At 47.5% G+C, this 19679-nt stretch carries 16 protein-coding genes; 8 read left to right on the forward strand and 8 right to left on the reverse strand.

The genetic code is table 11. The features are described 5' to 3' along the window. The first annotated feature begins 37 nt into the window (after positions 1 to 37). Both gcvT and AK963_RS05460 read left to right on the forward strand, forming a co-directional pair. Positions 38 to 1168 (forward strand): glycine cleavage system aminomethyltransferase GcvT, encoded by a 1131-nt coding sequence (gene gcvT / locus AK963_RS05455; protein ID WP_066014452.1) that lies wholly within the window; start codon positions 38 to 40, stop codon positions 1166 to 1168. A gap of 479 nt (positions 1169 to 1647) precedes the next feature. Continuing rightward, on the forward strand, positions 1648 to 3018 hold the full coding sequence (locus tag AK963_RS05460) for a YjiH family protein (protein ID WP_066014453.1): 1371 nt from the start codon (positions 1648 to 1650) through the stop codon (positions 3016 to 3018). Between the two features lie 269 nt (positions 3019 to 3287). Here the strand turns inward: AK963_RS05460 and AK963_RS05465 are convergent, their stop codons facing one another. Both AK963_RS05465 and AK963_RS05470 read right to left on the reverse strand, forming a co-directional pair. Next, positions 3288 to 3701: a nuclear transport factor 2 family protein gene (locus AK963_RS05465; protein WP_066014454.1), complete on the reverse strand. Its 414-nt coding sequence runs from the start codon at positions 3699 to 3701 to the stop codon at positions 3288 to 3290. Between the two features lie 40 nt (positions 3702 to 3741). Then, positions 3742 to 4281: a hydrolase gene (locus tag AK963_RS05470; protein WP_066014455.1), complete on the reverse strand. Its 540-nt coding sequence runs from the start codon at positions 4279 to 4281 to the stop codon at positions 3742 to 3744. A gap of 491 nt (positions 4282 to 4772) precedes the next feature. On the opposite strand from AK963_RS05470, the gene AK963_RS05475 reads away from it, so the two are divergent. Next, on the forward strand, positions 4773 to 5033 hold the full coding sequence (locus tag AK963_RS05475; RefSeq protein ID WP_066014456.1) for a DUF406 family protein: 261 nt from the start codon (positions 4773 to 4775) through the stop codon (positions 5031 to 5033). A gap of 30 nt (positions 5034 to 5063) precedes the next feature. Here the strand turns inward: AK963_RS05475 and AK963_RS05480 are convergent, their stop codons facing one another. Both AK963_RS05480 and AK963_RS05485 read right to left on the reverse strand, forming a co-directional pair. Next, positions 5064 to 6362, reverse strand: a complete 1299-nt coding sequence (locus AK963_RS05480; RefSeq protein ID WP_066014457.1) for an anaerobic C4-dicarboxylate transporter — start codon at positions 6360 to 6362, stop codon at positions 5064 to 5066. Between the two features lie 457 nt (positions 6363 to 6819). After that, positions 6820 to 8358 carry a hypothetical protein gene (locus AK963_RS05485; protein ID WP_066014458.1) on the reverse strand — a complete coding sequence of 513 codons (1539 nt, stop codon included), beginning with the start codon at positions 8356 to 8358 and terminating at the stop codon, positions 6820 to 6822. Positions 8359 to 8874: 516 nt separating this feature from the next. Here AK963_RS05485 and AK963_RS05490 point away from each other — a divergent pair. Both AK963_RS05490 and AK963_RS33120 read left to right on the forward strand, forming a co-directional pair. Further along, entirely contained in the window at positions 8875 to 9351 is a 477-nt protein-coding gene (locus AK963_RS05490) for an RDD family protein (RefSeq protein WP_066014459.1), read from the forward strand. A gap of 261 nt (positions 9352 to 9612) precedes the next feature. Further along, positions 9613 to 9783 (forward strand): hypothetical protein, encoded by a 171-nt coding sequence (locus tag AK963_RS33120; protein ID WP_175404445.1) that lies wholly within the window; start codon positions 9613 to 9615, stop codon positions 9781 to 9783. Between the two features lie 94 nt (positions 9784 to 9877). Here the strand turns inward: AK963_RS33120 and lptG are convergent, their stop codons facing one another. Beyond that, on the reverse strand, positions 9878 to 10936 hold the full coding sequence (gene lptG, locus AK963_RS05500; protein WP_066014461.1) for an LPS export ABC transporter permease LptG: 1059 nt from the start codon (positions 10934 to 10936) through the stop codon (positions 9878 to 9880). Then, a complete protein-coding gene (gene lptF / locus AK963_RS05505) occupies positions 10929 to 12041 on the reverse strand; it encodes an LPS export ABC transporter permease LptF (RefSeq protein ID WP_066014462.1) in 1113 nt (370 codons plus the stop codon). The genes lptG and lptF overlap by 8 nt, the downstream gene beginning before the upstream one ends. Before the next feature lie 246 nt (positions 12042 to 12287). Here lptF and AK963_RS05510 point away from each other — a divergent pair, with 246 nt between their 5' ends. The 3 genes from AK963_RS05510 to AK963_RS05520 all read left to right on the forward strand — a co-directional run bounded on the left by AK963_RS05510 (position 12288) and on the right by AK963_RS05520 (position 17326). Beyond that, positions 12288 to 13769: a leucyl aminopeptidase gene (locus AK963_RS05510; protein ID WP_066014463.1), complete on the forward strand. Its 1482-nt coding sequence runs from the start codon at positions 12288 to 12290 to the stop codon at positions 13767 to 13769. Between the two features lie 90 nt (positions 13770 to 13859). Further along, entirely contained in the window at positions 13860 to 14324 is a 465-nt protein-coding gene (locus AK963_RS05515; RefSeq protein ID WP_066014464.1) for a DNA polymerase III subunit chi, read from the forward strand. A 146-nt stretch (positions 14325 to 14470) separates the two neighbouring features. Further along, positions 14471 to 17326 carry a valine--tRNA ligase gene (locus tag AK963_RS05520; protein ID WP_066014465.1) on the forward strand — a complete coding sequence of 952 codons (2856 nt, stop codon included), beginning with the start codon at positions 14471 to 14473 and terminating at the stop codon, positions 17324 to 17326. 104 nt (positions 17327 to 17430) lie between these two features. Here AK963_RS05520 and emrD read toward each other — a convergent pair whose 3' ends face one another. Continuing rightward, the gene (emrD, locus tag AK963_RS05525) at positions 17431 to 18621 is read right to left on the reverse strand and encodes a multidrug efflux MFS transporter EmrD (protein ID WP_066014466.1); all 1191 of its coding nucleotides are present in this window, start codon (positions 18619 to 18621) and stop codon (positions 17431 to 17433) included. A gap of 588 nt (positions 18622 to 19209) precedes the next feature. Beyond that, positions 19210 to 19608, reverse strand: a complete 399-nt coding sequence (locus AK963_RS05530; RefSeq protein ID WP_066014467.1) for a hypothetical protein — start codon at positions 19606 to 19608, stop codon at positions 19210 to 19212. Between the last annotated feature and the right edge of the window lie 71 nt (positions 19609 to 19679).

Here is a 19679-nt window from a genome sequence, read left to right on the forward strand (position 1 = left end):
CTGGAGAAAATGCTCTCTCGATAAATGGAGACGATGGATGTCTGAAGCGTCTGCTGAAAGCCTTAAGAAAACCCCGTTATACGACCTTCACCTGACTCAGGGAGCCAAAATGGTTCCTTTTGCCGGTTACGAAATGCCTGTGCAGTACCCATCCGGTGTCAAAACTGAGCACCTTCACACTCGAAACAAGGCGGGTGTATTCGATGTTTCCCATATGGGGCAGTTGAGACTTTCCGGTGATGGAGCAGACCTCTTTCTGGAATCACTGGTACCGGTTGATATTGTAGACCTCCCTGTTGGGAAGCAGCGTTATGCGGTGTTTACCAACGATGCCGGAGGTATCCTCGATGACCTGATGGTCACTCGCTACGCTGACTGCCTTTATCTGGTGGTCAATGCGGCCTGCAAAGAGCAGGATACCCAGCACTTGCAATCCCATCTGCCGGAAGGCGTGACACTTGAACGATTAAACGATCGTGCACTGATTGCCATTCAGGGGCCCATGGCAGCCGATGTTATGCAGAGACTGGTTCCAGATGTCGCGGACATGGTCTTTATGGACTCACGCCAGCTCTCTATTGATGGCGTTCCCTGCTTTATCAGCCGTTCCGGTTACACAGGGGAAGATGGTTTTGAAATATCCATCCCCGAAAAAGAGGCTGAACATATCACCCGGCTGCTGCTCGACCACCCGGAAGTTGAACTCATCGGTTTGGGTGCCAGAGACTCCTTGCGACTGGAGTCAGGCCTTTGTCTCTATGGCCATGATATTGATGTCAATACCACACCTGTTGAAGCGAGCCTTATCTGGGCCATCAGTAAAAATCGTCGTCATGATGGTGAGCGTGCTGGAGGCTTCCCTGGGGCAGTGAAGATTCTGAAGCAAATTGAAACCAAGCAGGTTGAAACCAAACGTATCGGTCTTATTGGAAGCAGCAGAGCACCGGTTCGAGAAGGCGCAGATCTGGTTGATGCGCAAGGACAAAGTATTGGCCGAGTGACATCTGGAACTTTTGGTCCTTCCGTTGAAGCTCCAGTTGCCATGGCACTGATCAATGCCAATTATGCGACATTAGGTACAGAAGTGTATGCACTGGTCAGAGGCAAAAAACTGCCAATGACCGTCAGTAAAATGCCGTTTATCGAACAGCGCTATTACCGCGGCTGATGTATTTTTCACAACCGCACTTCATAACGACTGCTGGCTGACATCTGCAAGCCAGCAGCTTCCCGCTTTCAGTGTACACCTTTCTTTCTGAAACCCTGTAAAACATCATGCAATCAACGCTCACCGGTTAACAAAACATTATGCTCAGGTTCTGAAGGTTACAGGAATTGATGTTTTTCAACCAATTGCCAGAGCAGGCATTATTCTCCAGCTCCAACATTTAAAGCTTATATATTTAATAAAAAATCAAGGAGATAGGTCTTTTCCGGGATAGAAAGTTAATATTTATTAAGAAATAATGCATAATCAACCTGAACAGAATGCAGTCAACAGCTGTCAAATCCACTGACTGCGATATATACCGATACCGGTAGAGAATTACCGACGTTTCCTGACTCATTTATTCGCGGAGCAGGAAATTTGAATTTTTTGAATCATACTTTTGTGCATGGCTGAGTTTGAGGAGCCCAGGGCTTGTTATGAAGCAGTTTACAGCCGTAAAAAAGAGAGGGATCAGCTTGCGTAACTGGTTGACCTTTTTAGTTCCATCGCTGATTGGCCTGTTGCTATTTGTCACTCCGGTCAGTCTCAATGGTGAATTCACCATTCCTGTTGCTTTGCTGGCCGGCGGGTTAAAAGCACTTCTCAAAGAACAGCTGACCACCATCATTACCATTATTGTGAGTTTTACCGGGTTAATCACCATCATTACCAAGGTATTCCAGCCACAATCAATAATGAAGCGCCCATTTCTTACATCTCTGTTTGATATCACCCCACTCTGGTGCCTGGTAAGAGTTGCTGGAACGGTCTTTGTCCTTTCCAGCTTTTTCAAGGTCGGCCCGGAAGCCATCTGGTCAGGCGCTACCGGCGGCATGGTTTTGAATGACCTTATGCCGACACTGTTTTCGGTATTCATCTTTGCCGGACTTTTGCTACCACTATTAATGAACTTTGGCTTACTGGAGCTGCTGGGTACATTGATGACACGCATAATGCGGCCTGTATTCAACCTGCCAGGCCGTTCAGCCATTGACTGTATTGCTTCATGGCTGGGTGATGGCAGCGTCGGTATCCTGATGACCAGTAAACAGTATGAAACCTCATATTATACTCAGCGTGAAGCTGCAGTGATCGGTACCACTTTCTCAGTAGTTTCGATTACGTTCTCACTGGTGGTTATTGCTCAGGTTGGCCTGGATCACCTATTTACACAGTTCTACCTTACTGTCTGTTTTGCCGGACTGGTTGCCGCATTTATCGTCCCCAAGCTCCCTCCCCTTTCCAGAAAAAAGGACGTTTTCATCTGCGGAAAATCCCGGAGTGATGATGATGAAATTATTCCTCCAGGCACCAGTGCTTTTGCATGGGGACTGAAACAGGCGCTGGAGAAAGCAGCAAAAATCACCAACCCAATGAAGGTCATTCAGGATGGTGGCAAGAACGCTATTGATATGGTTTTTGGTGTACTGCCAGTGGTGATGGGAATAGGCACCATTGCCCTGATGGTTGCAGAGTACACCCCAGTCTTCCAGTACCTGGGAATGCCTTTTCTACCGTTGCTGGAGTGGTTGCAGATTCCTGAAGCCCAGGCGGCCTCAACAACCATGATGGTCGGCTTCACCGATATGTTCGTACCCTCTATCCTGGCTGCATCCATTGATAATGACATGACGCGGTTTGTTATTGCGGCATTATCACTGACTCAGTTGATTTACCTTTCTGAGGTAGGGGCTTTGCTGCTGGGAAGCAAGATTCCAGTAACATTGTTTGAGTTATTTATTATTTTTATTCTGAGAACCCTGGTCACACTGCCTGTTATTGCAGCGATTGCCCACCTTATCTTTTGATCAAAAGGCCGAGAACATGCGTTTTGTTTTTCAATCAGTGAGGTATAAAACTGAAGATATCCAGTGCAGGTAAGCGTTAAAAAGCATACATACCCGTTCATCCTGAGCGGAGTCGAAGGATGGTGACTCCGCACTTCGACTCCGGTCAGTGCGAACGGTATGGGTATCAACGCTTGGCTGCACTAGTAGGAATTTTTAGACTGCCACTGCAATAGGGTGCCTGTCTGTTCCTCTGTTCCCGGATGGGATGGGCTTATTGGTATTATTTGTCAATGACCAGAACTACCCATAGTGTCTGTTGCTATGTGCATTCTATTTTCTCCATCATCAATTTGAATAGTTACGTCCTCATAAAGACATATTCTCGAATCTCGTAGCTCAATATATCCGAAAATTTTAAACACTGTCGATTGCCCATCCAGTGAAAGTATCCGGGTTGTATGGTGATCGAACCCCTGATTTCCACTAAAAAAAACTCGTTGTATATCAACATCAACACGTTGTACATTGGACTTTATCCACTTGAGCCTGTCTGCGATATCGCGGGTACCAGTCAGCTTTTTCTCATTAATAATAATTACTGCATCTTCAGTGAAAAAATCTGAAATTTTACTGACATCATGTTTCCCAAGCACCTCAAGCAAAGCACCACGGGCTAACAGTATTTTGTCTTGTTCAGTCATGGAAACCTCCTTGAATAACCTGCCAATGTCATGCTGATTGTCATTTGATAAGCATAGCTATTTCACGAAATTTTTCGGCTTCCGCAGACTTCATCAACTCAAAGAGCGCCATTTCAACGGTCGTCAGATCAGCCCCCTGGGCTGACATTTTATCAAGAGCCACCTCTTTGTTCTGTAAAGTTCTTGATGAAACCCCATCAACCAGAACTTCTACCTCATAGCCTCCAGCAAGAAGATCCATCGCCGTCTGATAAACGCAGATGTGGGCCTCTATTCCAGTCAACAAAACCTGTCTACACCCTGTGTGCTCAAGTGCTGATATAAAAGCAGGCTCACCACAGGCACTGAATGATGATTTTCTCACTGGGCTGAAACCAGACAGCTCATTAGCCAGTTCAGGAACGGTACCTCCCAGTTTTTCCGGGATCTGCTCCAGCCAGAGAATCGGAACATTGAGCAATTTCGCTCCTTTCACCATGGTAACAATATTATGAAAGAGTGACTCATGTTCATGCATCAAGGTAGCCAGCTTGCCCTGAACATCTACAACCACCAGCACTGTACTATCAAGATTCAACATACTTATTCCCCCAGTATTAGGTTCTGTTGACATAAGGTTCCTTTCTCAGCTCAAGCCGGAATGCTTCTGACCAGGCGCAAGGACGCAGGAATACTCACGTCTTTCAAGTTGTTGCAACAACGGCAGAGGCATTCTGGCTTGAGCCCTCATATAGCAGCATTTACATAATTAATGCGCACACAAGATGTTAACAAATGTCATTTTGAGAAAAACTTTGATTTATATCCATTTTCCAACTATCAAATACAGGTATATTTGAGGCAACCCTCATCAGGCTAACTCAAGCAGGGTCGCTTCAACAAATAAACATTAAGTAGTTGAGCAAATGGAATCGAATATTTCTGGATGAGTGGACAGCTACTGTACAAGGCACAACGACGGGAGCATAGCTGAAGCTATGTGACCAGAGTTGTAACACTGCAGAGTGGCCGACCACTTGCCCGGAAAATATGATTTCACTTGGTTAACTACTTATTAATGGAGTTCCAGCCATGACCAGCGTGACTGACTTAAACGACACTAGAGTGGAAATGGATATTCAGACAGCAGGGCTTAAGGAAGCTATGGATCATTTCCAGAAACTGCGATTTCTTGCTCATAAGATTGAAACAGATCCCTGCAAAATCATCTGTGAAACCAGCCGGACTAACGACAACACATTGATTCATGCCCACTTTGATTTCTGTTGTGCGGTTGAAAAAATCATCTTCCAGATGAACTGCCAGTTTAACAGCGAGTATCGACTCCACTGAGTTCGCAGCAAGCGTCAGCAAAAGTTAGATTCAGATAATGACTGGAGCCAATAGAAAGCCAAAAATCACACACAGCGAGATACAGATCACTCCGGGAATAAAGAAAGGGTGATTAAACACCATCTTTCCTATTCGAGTGGAGCCAGTTTCATCCATCTCAACGGCTGCAAGCAAGGTAGGATAGGTTGGTAAAACAAACAGTGCACTGACTGCAGCAAATGAAGCAATAGCCGTAACCGGGTCAACGATCATCAGGGCTGCAGGCATAAGAGCGCGGGTAGTTGCTGCTTGGGAGTAAAGTAGCATGGAGGCAAAAAACAGCGCTAGGGCAAGCAGCCAGGGATATTGATCAAGCATATCCCCGGCTGTCTCCTGAATATTCTCAAGATGGGCTCCAACAAATGTATTTCCCAGCCAGGCAACGCCCAGAACACAAATACAGGCACTCATGCCAGACTTGAAGGTCTGGGCATTAAGGATGTGATTAGTATCTATATCCGTAACCAAAGTAATCAAGCACGCAGCACTGAGCATAAAGGCAATAATGGCACTGTCTCTGGGTAATACAGGGTTCTCAATGAGACCTACCTTATCGCTGACCAAAGTCGCATATACCACCACTGCCAGGATACTCAGGCCAAAAATCAGAACAGATATCCTTGCGCCAGGCTCTATTCTACTTTCAACAACCTCAGCAGGCTGAATCAGGCCTTCAGAGAGCTTCTGAAGATAAACTTCATCGTTGTGCAGGTCGCAGCCCAGGTAATTACACACCAGCGACGTCAGCATTACGGCAACAAATGTGGTAGGAATGCAGATCAGGAGCAGGTCCAGATAGTCAACACCAAATGGCTCCAGTAATCCGCTGAAGACAACAACAGCTGCAGAGACAGGAGAGGCGGTAATTGCAACCTGGGAGGCAATGACCGAAATACTCAGAGGGCGGGATGGTCGAACACCATTCTCACGCGCAACAGCTGCGATAACCGGCAATGTTGAATAGGCCGTATGGCCTGTGCCAGCCAGTAATGTCATACAGTAAGTGATAGCCGGCGCCAGAAAAGTTACATACTGAGGCCGCTTTCTGAGTAATTTATCCGCAATATGGACCAGGTAATCAAGACCGCCAGCGACCTGCATTGCAGCTACAGCACCAATGACAGACATAATGATAAGGATAACATCAACCGGAATGGTGCCCGGACTCATCCCAAGTCCCAGCGTAAGCACTACAACCCCAACAGCGCCGGCAAAACCAATACCAATACTGCCCAACCGGGCCCCCAGGAAAATAAATGCCAGAACAATGATCAGCTGCAACCCGGTCATGCAAAATCCCCTGAGAAATTAATCTCAACAGTCTTTAGTCAATGAATAGATAGTTTAAGATAGCCTGAAAAGTACAAAAGCCTTTTCAGTACAGGTCAGGAGGTACTCAGAATTAGACACGTGATCACCATGTCCAGTGAGTATTGCCGGTGAGCGCTTGAGTGACCCACTGACCACATTAGCTAATTGTGTCCCTCTTAAATCACTACCCTGACCTGTTGATATTCTGTTGTGTATTCAGCGTATCAGGATGCTCCCATGATGCCCCCTGTAAGAAGCATTCTGATACATCTTAAGGGCGGCTCATAACAAAACGTCAACAGGTCTTTAATAAATATCGACCAAAGGCTTTATAAATTACCAGCACCGTAGGTTATAAGCAGGAATCTGACTTTACGTTGATATCGAACCATGATGACTTGTTGACGAAAGCATCCCTGCAAAATCAAGAAAATCATTAAAACTCGTCTGGTGGGGGGAACTTGATACTGTGCATAGTATCTTCAATATCAGACTCCCACATTGAGGGAATAGCCCAGGAGGTCAGAAACACAGCCGCCATTAGACCGGCTGTCAGAGGGAAGTAATTAGTAATACCAAGCTGCCTCATCAGCAGATAAGAAACGGATGGAGCTCCAATAAATGCCAGCCCAGGTACTAACCAAGAAAACAACCTGCGAGTTGTATAGGTAATTACCTCACTTTTAGAACGAACGGATGCCTCAGCTGCCTGACAAAGGTTTTCGGTGTAAACACGAAACGTGGTAACATTCGGAACTTGTTTGACCACTTTCTTACGAACCGTTCTGGTTCTTTCTCTTGGAACCATTTTATCCCCCCGCGCACCCCATTCATAGGTTTCAGGATGCTCATAATAAATTTCGGTTTCATCTTCCTCCTCAATAACTTCGATATCTCTGGTCCCACCTTCATGCAACATTACTTCACAATAATTCCAGGCAATAGGAATAGGCCCCATTGAAAAATACCCTTTCCTGTCAACCCTGACAATCTGACCACTCCTGAACCCACTTCGCGTTGATATTGTTTTATTCCAGTGATGAAGAAAAGTTCGGTCTGATTCTTCATACCGGCCTGCTCGTTTAAAAAAATCGGTATCTTCAAACTCTACAATATGATGAACATCGGTCACCAGTTCCTTCGTTGCATAATAGAAATTATAAAGTGACGAAAACAATGAGTTTTCTTCATCCCATATTTCCAATCTCGGCATGAAGGGCTTTACTACATCAATAACAACCAGTTCATTTTTGTGCGTTTCTGACATTTTGGTTCCAACAGCACCAGTCTCTGCTCCAAGACGCTCCACCAGAACAGGATGATTATGGTATTTACTGTCTATAATCCCTGGGCTTCGCACCTCAGAGCCCAGCTTAAAGTCAGAAACAACATTCTTTACAATCCAGCCATAAGGAGCACCCGCAATAGCATAAGGCCAGTTTGTTGTCCCCGTATCTTCATTAAGCATATTATCAAAGGTACCGAGCATTACACTGTCCATATACCTAAAGTAGTGTTTGCCACGGCGAACAGGATCAATAACGTGACGATTGAAGATATCCTGATACTCCCCTGCAAAGTTAGCAAAAGGAATGATCAGTGGTTCCACCACCATGTCATTAAACAGATAGTTACTATTATCAACGATCCCCTTGAACAGAGAAGATTCATCTTTATCTTTAGATCGAACCAGATCTTTGTAATATTCACTTTCGGTCTTTTGTATCTCCGGTTTGTTGCTGCCTTCACTTTCTTCAATGTCATCATCCCAATCTTCGTCCAGATCATCCTCTATCAAATCGTCCTCATCATCTAAAAAAAGATCATCGGTAAAATCATCATCTATATACAGTGATGACTCGGAGGCATTATCATCATACTCATAGACATAGGAAGAGGCATAAACAGGTAGCAAACAGAACAAAAGAACAATAAAAAACGAAAAACCCTGAACAACTCTATTCTGCCTCATCATAGCCCCCGGGAAATACTTTTTCTTTCAGGCAAGCGATCATTCAATAATGAAAGACATACTCATATTTAAAAAAGAGATAAATAATGAAATCAAATAACAATTATATAATTCACAAAAATCCTTCAGCACTTATATGACAACTGACACGTAAATTTGTTCCAGTAAAAACTACCACCATCTATATATTTTGACGGAGTAATATTTAAGAACAAAAGCATTCACACATGAACCTATTAATTAAGTTAAGCAATGAATAACCCACTCTATAAATTGATCAAAAGCCATCAAAATCATAATCACACAGGATCACAGAGCCCAAAGGCAAACAAAAGGTCACCAGGGTCAGCTTTGGACAGCAAGTGGACGACAATACCAGGGGGGCTTTACCAGCAGGCCACCCAACCAGTTGATAACGCCTAGCCAGAAGCATTCTGGCTTGAACAGAGCCTAGAGATGTGCGTGAAAAAAATTACTGTTAGAATGTCCTGCCACATTTAATATCAAGGCAAGAGGTCGATGGAAGCCACCAATCTTATCCCAGCTCCAGTATGGAGAAGAGCTGCGGCCATGTTGTACGATTCTCTGTTAATCCTGGCCCTTTTGTTTATGGTCGGTTTCCTGAATCTGTTCATCCAGATTCAAATTTTTGGTGATGAGCAGCTCAAAACGATGACTGAAGAGGGTTACAACCTCGGGGGGCCCTTTTTCTACGCTGCCTTACTGGTCATCATTTATGGTTTCTTTGGTTTTTTCTGGACTCGGTCAGGGCAAACCCTTGGCATGCGGGCCTGGAGAATACAAGTGATCAGCAGTAACAATCATTTGATCAGCCCAAGGCAAAGTATTATTCGTTTTCTAATTGCTATTCCTTCACTGTCTCTTGCTGGTGTCGGTCTTTTCTGGGCACTAATTGACCGGAAGAAGCGAAGCTGGCAGGATCTGGCCTCGTCTTCCAGAATCATTCTTCTGGAAAAACCCGCAAAGAAAGCCTGATAACAAGCTCCCTGTCTTGCTCGGTGCAGTTCCATAACAGGGCTGCCCTGGCGACATTGCCAGCCCCCAAGTATATACTCCTGCTAACTCCTAACCTACAGCGCAGAGTGAATATACCGAAACATTTATTGGTATTTTTACCTACCCAGCATTAGAATGAAGTTATCGCCACTCATCAATGACGGTGTATCAGTCAGCTTACTATTGGGCTTTTCATTACAAACAGGCTTTCAGCAGGCAGTAGAAAAGGGAGACTTCAGTATGAACACCCAGCTATTTGAACAGTTTTTATCACAACTGACGGAAGTCTTTCGTCGTTTATCAAGTCAGCCGGAATCATTTGATCGCACAAGCCAGTTCGAAGAGTGCAGGCTTTACTGCCCGGTCACACGAACCCCTCGGCCTGTAAGAAGCCCAAGGCATCCATATTAAGTCACTCTTATCAACAGACTTTGATGAATCTGATGCATAGATTTCAATCAACACCTGCCAAATTGATTGGTTCCTTTGTCAGGTGTTGCCCCTCTTAAGCAGCACGCCTTAACATAACCGCCCCGGCCAGCAGACAGATGATAATTGGTATCATGACCGATAATACCGGCGGAAACCCGAATACCAGACTTGATGGCCCCATCAGGTTCTGAACAATCATGAACACAATGCCGGTGATCACCCCGGAGAAAATCCGTAACCCCATACTGACCGAACGCAAAGGGCCAAAGACAAAAGAAATGCCCACAATAACCAGGGAGAGTATGGATAATGGCTGAAGTAGCTTTGTCCACAATGCCAGATCATACTCTCCAGCGTCCAACCCCTGTGCGGCCAGATATTGCGTGTATGTGAGCAGACCAGATATTGGCAACGCTTCCGGCTTTACCACCACTACTTTCAGAAGCGTTGTGGTCAGGCTGGTATCCCAGGGTTCTACAAGACTCTCCTCAGTAATGAATTGTTCATCCTTACGGCTTATGGTCGTGACATTCTCAAGCAGCCAGTGATCACCCTGGTAGATGCCTCGTTTGGCAAAAGAGCTTTCCTGAAGCTTCATGTCATCATCAAAAACATAACGACTTACGCCATAAAGCACTCCGTTTGGCTCAACGGCATTGAAGTACATAAATTCATGGCCTTCGCGATGCCAGAAGCCTTCTCCGGTATAGCTTCCATCAGCTGAGCGGGCAATGGCTTTTCTGGTCTCTCCAACCTGCTCCGCCATGGGAGCAAGGTATTCTCCCAGTATCAACCCAGTAAGAATCATGACCAGGGTGGGCTTCATCACAGCACCAAGGATGCGCCATAACGAGACGCCCGCAGCCCTCATAACCACCAGCTCGCTGTTGGACGCCATGGAGCCCAGTCCAACAAGACAGCCAACCAGTGCCGAAACGGGAATCAGCTCGTACAGTTTTTTGGGAATCATCAACAGAGTGAAAATCAATGCATCCAGCGATTGATAATTGCCTCTGACATCATCCAACTGTCCAAGGAAAGAAAACAGTGCTTCAAGAAACACCAGAATCAACAGGACAATAACCGTTGCCCCCAGAACATTCCTGGATATGTACCGATCCAGCTTACGCATTTCCAGCCCTCCGGCGCGCCAGCCAGAGTTTGCCCGGCTCAACAAGGTACAACATCAACGCAATCAATAAGAAGAGAATATGAATGGGCCATAGGCCAATGTCTACCGGGAGGCGTCCATCTTCAATCGCCCCACGTCCACTCATCAGTAAAGCCAGATACAGCAGATAGAGCAATATGCCAGGCAAAAGTTTCACATAACGACCCTGTCTGGGATTAACCTGGGCAAGCGGTAATGCCATCAGTACAACGATCGGTATTAACAAGGGCAGAGAGATCCGCCATTGCAGCTCAGCACGATGGCCCGGTGCGTCGGAATCCATGAGTTTCCTCGTTGGCAGCGCCTGCTCTTTGCTGATCTCTTTTCTCGAGCGGCGCTCTTCCATTCGAAGACCGTAATTTTCAAACTCAATTTCCCGCAGAGGCAAGGCTCCGGGAGTCAGGTCATAGCGGTAACCATCATCCAATATCAGATAGCGCTGTCCACCCTCTCCTGCATTGGCTTCGATTCTTGCCTTTTCCGCCAGAAGCAATGTCATGGACCCCAGGTTATTGCTATTCACGTTACGGTTGGCAATAAAGACCTTGTTCATCTGCTGATGATCATCGGTCAGCTCCTCTGCATAAGTTACCCGCTGCCAGCCAAACTTCTGGAAACGTCCGGAAACCAGGGTATCAAACTCGGTCAGCGAATCCTGCTCAGCAAAAATTCGTTCAACCTTCTGTATTCCCTGGGGGGCAACCACAAGACTTAACAGCGCGACCAGCAGCATCACCCCGGCAGCAGGAATCATCGTCATGCCTAAAAGTTGATTACGGCTCAGGCCACAGGCGCTGAGAACCGTCATTTCGTTATCAACATACAGCCTGCCATAAGCGAGAAGAATGCCCAGAAAAAGCCCCAGGGGCAGTATCATGACCAGAAACTCAGGAATCCGGTATCCCATGATGGCAAAGAGAAAGTCCGCTTTCAGAGTGCCAGTTGCAGCCTGCGCAAGGTAGTTCACAAAGCGTCCACTCATGATAATGAGCAGTACGACAGACGTCACAGCTAACATAACCTGCAGCATCTGTCTGGACAGGTAACGAAATATGATTAAAGGCATGCCTTGGTGAAATTCACAAAATCAAAACGAACAATTATACGTCAGTCGCCGCAAAAAACCGGATAAATCCCCGGCTATCTGACAGAAGCGTAGAATAAACATACAATGAATCTGTTGCTTTTCCACGTCCTGATTGCAGCTCGGATATTGCAGGAACCTGCCATATCCGAGCTAAAGCGTCTGGTTGAATTGGCTTAACCATATTATTATCCATGAAATCGGATAACTTGTCCCCTTGGAGAGACTATGGAATTTGTTGTTAAGAGCGGCGCCGCAGAAAAACAGAAAACTGCCTGCCTGGTTATTGGCGTCCACAAGAAAACGCTTCCACCCTCTGCGACAGCCATAGACTCATTAACTGAGGGGTATCTTGCCGGAGTACTCAAACGTGGAGACCTGGATTTCAAGCCCGGTCACTCACTGATGCTCCTGCATACCCACCATGCGCCTTTTGAGCGTCTGCTGCTACTCGCCATGGGTGATAATAATAAGCCATTAAAGGAAGCCGAGTTTAAAAAGCTGACGGCCAATCTGGCCAGCCAGTTGAAGTCGGTTAATTCCAGGGAAGCAACCGTTGCCATCGAAGACATCGCCGTAGAAGGTAAATCACTTCAGTGGATTACCCGCCAGGTGGTCGAAGCGGTTGAGTATGCGTTTTACCAGTTCAGCCAGTTCAAAAACGATACTGGCAAAGGCCCAAGCCTGAAAAAAGTCACACTATTGGCGGATCGTAAAAATGCCGAAGCAGTGAAAGTGGGTCTTTCCCAGGGACAGGCTATTGGCAATGGTCGTAATGTGGCCAGAACGCTGGGCAATTTGCCAGGCAACATCTGCCATCCTACCTATCTTGCTGATGAAGCCAAAGCACTGGCGAAAAAGCACGCCAAGCTGACCACCAAGGTACTGAATGAAAAACAAATGTCTGACCTTGGCATGAGCTCCCTGCTGTCCGTCAGCGCCGGTTCCGAACAGGAAGCCCGACTGATCTGTATGGAATTCAAAAATGGCAAGCGTGGTGCAAAGCCTCTCGTTCTTCTGGGTAAAGGGATCACCTTTGATACCGGTGGTATCTCGCTGAAACCCGGTGCAGCCATGGACGAAATGAAGTTTGATATGTGCGGTGCCGCCAGTGTATTCGGCGTAATGAATGCCATTGTCGAAATGGACCTGCCCGTTAATGTTATTGGCATGGTGGCTGCAGCAGAAAATATGCCCAGTGGCAAGGCAACACGCCCGGGCGATATCGTAACCTCCATGTCCGGCAAAACCATTGAAATTCTCAATACCGATGCCGAAGGTCGGCTGGTGCTTTGTGATGCACTGACCTATGCCGAACGTTACAAGCCCGAAGCGGTTATTGATATTGCCACGTTGACCGGCGCCTGCATCGTTGCCCTGGGTCACCATACCACCGGCCTGCTCAGTAATAATGAGCCGCTGACTGAAGAGCTTCTGTGTGCGTCCAAAGAGGCCATGGACCGAGCCTGGCAGCTCCCAATGGGTGAAGAGTATACCCAGCAACTGGACAGCAACTTTGCCGACATGGCCAATATTGGTGGTCCATCTGCAGGTACCATTACAGCAGCCTGCTTCCTGGCAAAATTTACTGAAGCCTACCCATGGGCACATCTGGATATCGCTGGTACTGCCTGGAAATCCGGTAAGGAAAAAGGCGCAACCGGTCGCCCGGTGCCAATGCTGGTTCAGTACCTGCTGAATAAAATCTGATTAGCAGTACCAATAATCAGCCCGAAAACAGGCCTTGGATGAGTTCTCTCAAGGCCTGTTTGTTTGTGTCAATTGAGTTATTATTCCTGAATGACCAGAGTTACTTTTTATCTATTAGACAGTCAGGGGCAGAATGCCGAGCAATTTGCCTGTCGCCTGATCGACAAAGCATGGCGCGGTGGGCTGCCCATGCACATTCATACTTTTGATGAAAGTAGCTGTAAATCCATGGATCAATTGCTCTGGTCATGGAGGGAAGACAGCTTTTTGCCTCACGGGATTGTTTCTGACATTCAGAACAGCACTCCTGAAAGTCGTCTACTGGTAAAACAATCCCCCATTACCCTGGGGTTTGATAAACCGCTGCTGGAGCAAAAGCGGCTCCTGATAAATCTCAGCCCCGAGGTTCCCTCCTTCTTCAAAAACTTTTCCCGTGTCTGCGAAGTCGTGGTTCAGAACCCGGATCAGAAAGCAGTTTCAAGGGCCAAGTTCCGGGCATACCGTCAGGCGGGTATTGAGCCGGAAGTTCACAATATGCCTGTACTTTCAGGCTAACTCCCTTCCCTGCCCAGGCGGGACATCGGATATGGTCAATTCGACTTCCTGATTCAGCCCCACAGTGTATAATCACTCGTTTATCCAAACCCAGAGACTCCCTGCTCTTCAGGACACGCTTTGGAACATCTACTGGAAAAGCAGTTATGGAAAAGACGTTCAACCCCCAAGCCATCGAACGCACGCTATATCAAAACTGGGAAGAAAAAGGCTATTTTGCACCATCTGGCGAAGGCAAGCCTTACTCCATCATGATCCCTCCTCCCAATGTCACCGGCAGCCTGCACATGGGACACGCCTTCCAGGACTCCATTATGGATGCCCTGATCCGCTACAACCGGATGAAAGGCTGCAACACGCTGTGGCAGGTGGGTACTGACCATGCGGGCATCGCAACCCAGATGGTGGTTGAGCGCAAGATCCTGGCGGAAGAAGGCAAAACCCGTCACGATTACGGACGTGAAGCCTTTACTGATAAGATCTGGGAGTGGAAAGAAGAGTCCGGCGGCACCATCACCCGCCAGCTTCGTCGTCTGGGTGCATCCGTTGACTGGGATACCGAACGCTTCACCATGGACAAAGGCTTCTATGCCGCTGTCCAGGAAGTCTTTGTCCGCCTTTATGAAGACGATCTGATCTACCGTGGCAAGCGTCTGGTTAACTGGGATCCAAAACTGCACACCGCCATCTCTGACCTGGAAGTAGAAAACAAAGAAGTCAAAGGCAATATGTGGCACCTGCGCTATCCACTGGCGGATGGCGAGAAAACCGCAGAAGGCAAAGATTACATTGTGGTAGCCACCACCCGTCCGGAAACCATGCTGGGTGATACCGGCGTTGCTGTAAACCCGGAAGATGAGCGTTACAAAGCACTGATCGGAAAAGCCGTTATTCTGCCTCTGGTTAACCGTCGCATCCCGATTGTCGCTGATGAACACGCCGACATGGAGAAAGGCACCGGTTGCGTAAAAATCACCCCGGCACACGACTTTAATGACAACGAAGTCGGCAAGCGCTGCAACCTGCCAATGATCAATGTCATGACCCTGAACGGCGACATCCGCCAGCAGGGTGAAGCCTACAACATTGACGGCACGGTTAATCAGTCTATTGATACTGCTATTCCAGAAGCCTATCAGGGCATGGAGCGCTTTGCTGCCCGCAAACAGATCGTTGCTGACTTTGATGCGATTGGTCTGCTGGAAAAAATCGATGACCACACCCTGATGGTACCTTATGGTGACCGTTCCGGCGTGGTTATTGAGCCTCTGCTGACTGACCAGTGGTTCGTCCGCGCTGCGCCGCTGGCCAAACCTGCAATCGAAGCAGTAGAAGACGGCCGTATTCAGTTCGTACCCAAGCAGTATGAGAATATGTACTTCTCCTGGATGCGAGATATTCAGGACTGGTGTATCTCCCGTCAGCTCTGGTGGGGACACCGTATTCCGGCCTGGTATGACGATGCTGGTAATGTTTACGTTGGTCGTAATGAAGACGACGTTCGTGAAAAGCACAACATCCCGTCTCCTGTTGTCCTGAAACAGGATGATGATGTTCTGGATACCTGGTTCTCTTCTGCTCTCTGGACCTTCGGCACCCTGGGCTGGCCAGAGCAGACCGACCGCCTGAACACCTTCCACCCGACCGATGTGCTGGTCACCGGTTTTGACATCATTTTCTTCTGGGTAGCCAGAATGATCATGATGACCATGCACTTCATGAAAGATGAAGACGGCAAGCCACAGGTACCGTTCAAGCACGTGTACGTGACCGGTCTGATCCGTGATGAGCATGGCGACAAGATGTCCAAATCCAAGGGTAACGTCCTTGACCCTCTGGATATGATTGACGGTATCGAGCTGGAGACACTGGTTGAGAAACGCTGCGGCAATATGATGCAGCCTCAGCTGGCACAGAAGATCGAGAAGCGTACCCGCAGCACCTTCCCTGATGGTATTTCTGCCCACGGTACTGATGCCCTGAGATACACCCTGTACTCACTGGCGTCGACCGGTCGTGATATCAACTGGGATATGAACCGTCTGGAAGGCTACCGGAACTTCTGCAACAAAATCTGGAACGCCGCCAACTACGTCAAAATGCACACTGATGGTCAGGACTGTGGCAACAACGATGAGCCGGTTGAGCTGACTCTGGCTGACCGCTGGATTGTTTCCCGACTGCAGCGGGTAGAAGCCCAGATCGAAAAGAACCTCTCTGAGTTCCGTCTTGATCACGCGTCCCAGAACCTCTATGACTTTGTCTGGAATGAGTACTGCGCATGGTATCTGGAACTGTCCAAGCCAGTATTGTGGGACGAGAACGCACCTGCTGAGCGTAAACGTGGCACCCGTCGTACACTGGTTCGGGTTCTGGAGTCCATCATGCGACTGGCCCATCCGTTCATGCCTTATATCACTGAAGAGATCTGGCAGAACATCAAGCAGAGTGCTGGCGTTGAAGGTGAAACCCTGATGCTGCAGAGCTATCCAGTTTCTGACTCAGCCCGTATTGATGAAGCGGCTGAGCGTGATATTGAGTGGCTTAAGTCGTTTATCACCGGTATCCGTAACATCCGTGCCGAACTGAATATCGGGTCAAGCAAGCCATTGAATGTCCTGCTGCGCAATACCTCTGCTGACGACGTTGCCCGCCTGAATGACAACCAGACCTTCCTGAAGTCTCTGGCCAAGCTGGAAGACATCAAGGTTCTGGCCGCAGGTGAAGAAGCGCCAATGGCAACCACTCAACTGGTGGGTTCCATGGAAGTACTGGTACCGATGGCTGGGTTGATCGACAAGGAAAAAGAGTCGGCTCGACTCAATAAGGAAATTGAACGGTTTGCCAAAGAAGTGGCCCGCTTTGAAGGCAAGTTGAACAACGAGAAATTCATCAGCAAGGCACCTGCCGACGTTGTTGAAAAAGAGAAAGCCAAACTGGCTGAAGCCCAGGTTGCCAAAGCCAAGCTGGAAGAACAGCTGGAAGCGATCAAGACTCTGTAACCCAGAGTCTTGTATATAATAACCACCTGCAAAAGTAGGTGGTTTAGGGATAAACAATAAAAATGGCTGCAGTTATTGCAGCCATTTTTTTTATGTTCTGTTTTTTAAACCGCAGCACGCCCTGTCGCAGGAGCCAGCAGAAGACGGGCAGTCATCACCACCAGAAGGGTCAATACACAGAGAATCGCGGCTACTGGAACCTGACTGGACATAGGGATACTGGCGGCCACCAGCGTCACCAGACCACCACCCAGGTTTTGCATACCACCCAGAACCGCACCGGCTACACCGGCATTTTCCGGAAATGGCTCAAGTGCAGCAGTCGTTGCAGTAGGAAACAGCAGCCCTGACCCTAGGAAATAGAGTGTTGCCGGCACCAGTATCACCCAGGCATTCAGATAACCCATCAGACCCGCCACCAGCATACTGACTGAACCAATAACCAGCATCACTACGCCTCGGCCGATGATGCTTTCCAGACTGTGTTTCTTTGCCATCTGCCCCGCCAGCCAGGAACCAAACAGGTAACCAGGAATAGGAATCACAAACAGTACGCTGATCACTCGCGGATCAAGTCCCATCAGCTCACCAAACAATACGCCCGCAGCGGCTTCAAATACTGCAATACCGGCAAAGGTGGCCACCAGTGAGATCATAAAGCCATTGAACTGCCCATTACTGAGAACATAACGATAACTGGCCAGCGCCCCCATGGAGCGTTTGCCAACATTCTTGTGGGTCTCACCAAAACTCCCCAGCACCAGAAGCCACACCAGCAGACCAAAGCCGGTCAGAAACCAGAAGCTGGCCTGCCAGCCAAACGCCGTGCCCAGAAAGCCACCCAGCATTGGTGCAATCAACGGTGTAAAAATCAGCGCCATGCTGATGTAACTGTTAGCCCTTTGCAGATGAAGCCCACTGTACCGGTCACGCATGACCGTACGCGCCATCACACCGCCAACACCAGTTCCCATGCCCTGAACGAAACTGGCCAGCAGCAACATTTCAAAGCTATGGGCGACGCTGCCAATCAGCGAGCCGGCAATAAAAATCACCAGACCAATCAACATTAACGGCTTACGGCCAAAACGATCCGACAACGGCCCATACAAAAACTGTGAAATGCCATAAGGAATCAGGTACAGGGCAATTGCCGCCTGAATAGCCCCTGGGGCTACCCCGAAGTCCGCTGCCATCTGAGACATAGTCGGTACATAAATCGTGTTGGTCAGCTGGCCACAGGCCGTCAGTACCACAATGACAAACAGTACCTGGAAAAATCCCTGTTGTTTCATTACCCCAATCTCACCAAACTGAAAACCAAATAGCTCCTGCTCACCTCAGTGGATGAGTCAGAGAAATTCAACATGTACCGCCCTTGAGCCACTCAGGCTTCAGGGCTGACAAAGAAAAGTGTTGCTTAACAACTCAGAGATCAGGACTGATCCTGAGTACATCGTCCGTGGCTGATAGAAAGATTGTTTTTATTATTTCATCAGACCATCAGTAAAAAATAAGACGATTGTTTTGCTCGAAATGTAATCACATCTATCGCTACCGGCAATGGGTAGAGAGCGCAAGACCAAATAAACATAAAATAATCTTGCCAGATCACACAACAGCAGACATTAATACCAAACTAAAGACTTAAATCAGAAATTAAATATCAGATAATTGACAATAATCAGCAAATATAACGACACATCCATCATGAAGATAAAACCCAGTTCAACTTACTCTCCCAGTAACTGCATAAATTTTCCCCTGAGCAGCTCACTCAGTAGTAATACCGCTGGCGTCATCTGCTGCCACTCAGGGCAAATCAAGCTCAAAGGGTAGCCGTGGCTGAGCACCTCAGCTGTGATTTTCACTGAACTACCGCATCACTGAGGACATAGCGCCTTCACTGATATTGGAGCATCAACAACATCTTTCAATGATCGGAAACAACGGTTTGAAGGAAGACGGGATAGTGCTTTCAAATAATAGAGATAAGCTGAATGATCATAGTTTGGAGAGTCGGTGTTCATAAAGCCATGCAGAAAATCTGACTGCAACACAGCAACATTCTGCTTTTTCTCAACCACCTCTATCAATTCAGTTACAGAGAAGTGTCTTTCATCTTTTGGGAATAGCAGGCATATAGGAAAGGACGGATCAATATCGGTGTAATGGCGAATCTGCGAGCTGTAGAATCCAGCAGCACCCGAAATACGTTGTGAAATAATACCAATCGTAATTTCTAAATCCTTAACCTGAATCCAGCTATGCTCAGGCATCATTACCAAGCATTTTATCTGGAACAGATGTCTCGTCGACCACAGCTACCCGAAGGTTTTGGGCATGTTGATTT

Origin of the sequence: Endozoicomonas atrinae, assembly GCF_001647025.1 — a bacterium.
Taxonomy (GTDB): domain Bacteria; phylum Pseudomonadota; class Gammaproteobacteria; order Pseudomonadales; family Endozoicomonadaceae; genus Endozoicomonas; species Endozoicomonas atrinae.

What these genes read in the sequence shown, in the direction of transcription:
- gcvT (WP_066014452.1), top strand. Translation starts at nt 38, where the DNA reads ATGTCTGAAGCGTCTGCTGAAAGCCTTAAGAAAACCCCGTTATACGAC.
- AK963_RS05460 (WP_066014453.1), top strand. Translation starts at nt 1,648, where the DNA reads ATGAAGCAGTTTACAGCCGTAAAAAAGAGAGGGATCAGCTTGCGTAAC.
- AK963_RS05465 (WP_066014454.1), bottom strand. Translation starts at nt 3,701, where the DNA reads ATGACTGAACAAGACAAAATACTGTTAGCCCGTGGTGCTTTGCTTGAG.
- AK963_RS05470 (WP_066014455.1), bottom strand. Translation starts at nt 4,281, where the DNA reads ATGTTGAATCTTGATAGTACAGTGCTGGTGGTTGTAGATGTTCAGGGC.
- AK963_RS05475 (WP_066014456.1), top strand. Translation starts at nt 4,773, where the DNA reads ATGACCAGCGTGACTGACTTAAACGACACTAGAGTGGAAATGGATATT.
- AK963_RS05480 (WP_066014457.1), bottom strand. Translation starts at nt 6,362, where the DNA reads ATGACCGGGTTGCAGCTGATCATTGTTCTGGCATTTATTTTCCTGGGG.
- AK963_RS05485 (WP_066014458.1), bottom strand. Translation starts at nt 8,358, where the DNA reads ATGATGAGGCAGAATAGAGTTGTTCAGGGTTTTTCGTTTTTTATTGTT.
- AK963_RS05490 (WP_066014459.1), top strand. Translation starts at nt 8,875, where the DNA reads ATGGAAGCCACCAATCTTATCCCAGCTCCAGTATGGAGAAGAGCTGCG.
- AK963_RS33120 (WP_175404445.1), top strand. Translation starts at nt 9,613, where the DNA reads ATGAACACCCAGCTATTTGAACAGTTTTTATCACAACTGACGGAAGTC.
- lptG (WP_066014461.1), bottom strand. Translation starts at nt 10,936, where the DNA reads ATGCGTAAGCTGGATCGGTACATATCCAGGAATGTTCTGGGGGCAACG.
- lptF (WP_066014462.1), bottom strand. Translation starts at nt 12,041, where the DNA reads ATGCCTTTAATCATATTTCGTTACCTGTCCAGACAGATGCTGCAGGTT.
- AK963_RS05510 (WP_066014463.1), top strand. Translation starts at nt 12,288, where the DNA reads ATGGAATTTGTTGTTAAGAGCGGCGCCGCAGAAAAACAGAAAACTGCC.
- AK963_RS05515 (WP_066014464.1), top strand. Translation starts at nt 13,860, where the DNA reads ATGACCAGAGTTACTTTTTATCTATTAGACAGTCAGGGGCAGAATGCC.
- AK963_RS05520 (WP_066014465.1), top strand. Translation starts at nt 14,471, where the DNA reads ATGGAAAAGACGTTCAACCCCCAAGCCATCGAACGCACGCTATATCAA.
- emrD (WP_066014466.1), bottom strand. Translation starts at nt 18,621, where the DNA reads ATGAAACAACAGGGATTTTTCCAGGTACTGTTTGTCATTGTGGTACTG.
- AK963_RS05530 (WP_066014467.1), bottom strand. Translation starts at nt 19,608, where the DNA reads ATGATGCCTGAGCATAGCTGGATTCAGGTTAAGGATTTAGAAATTACG.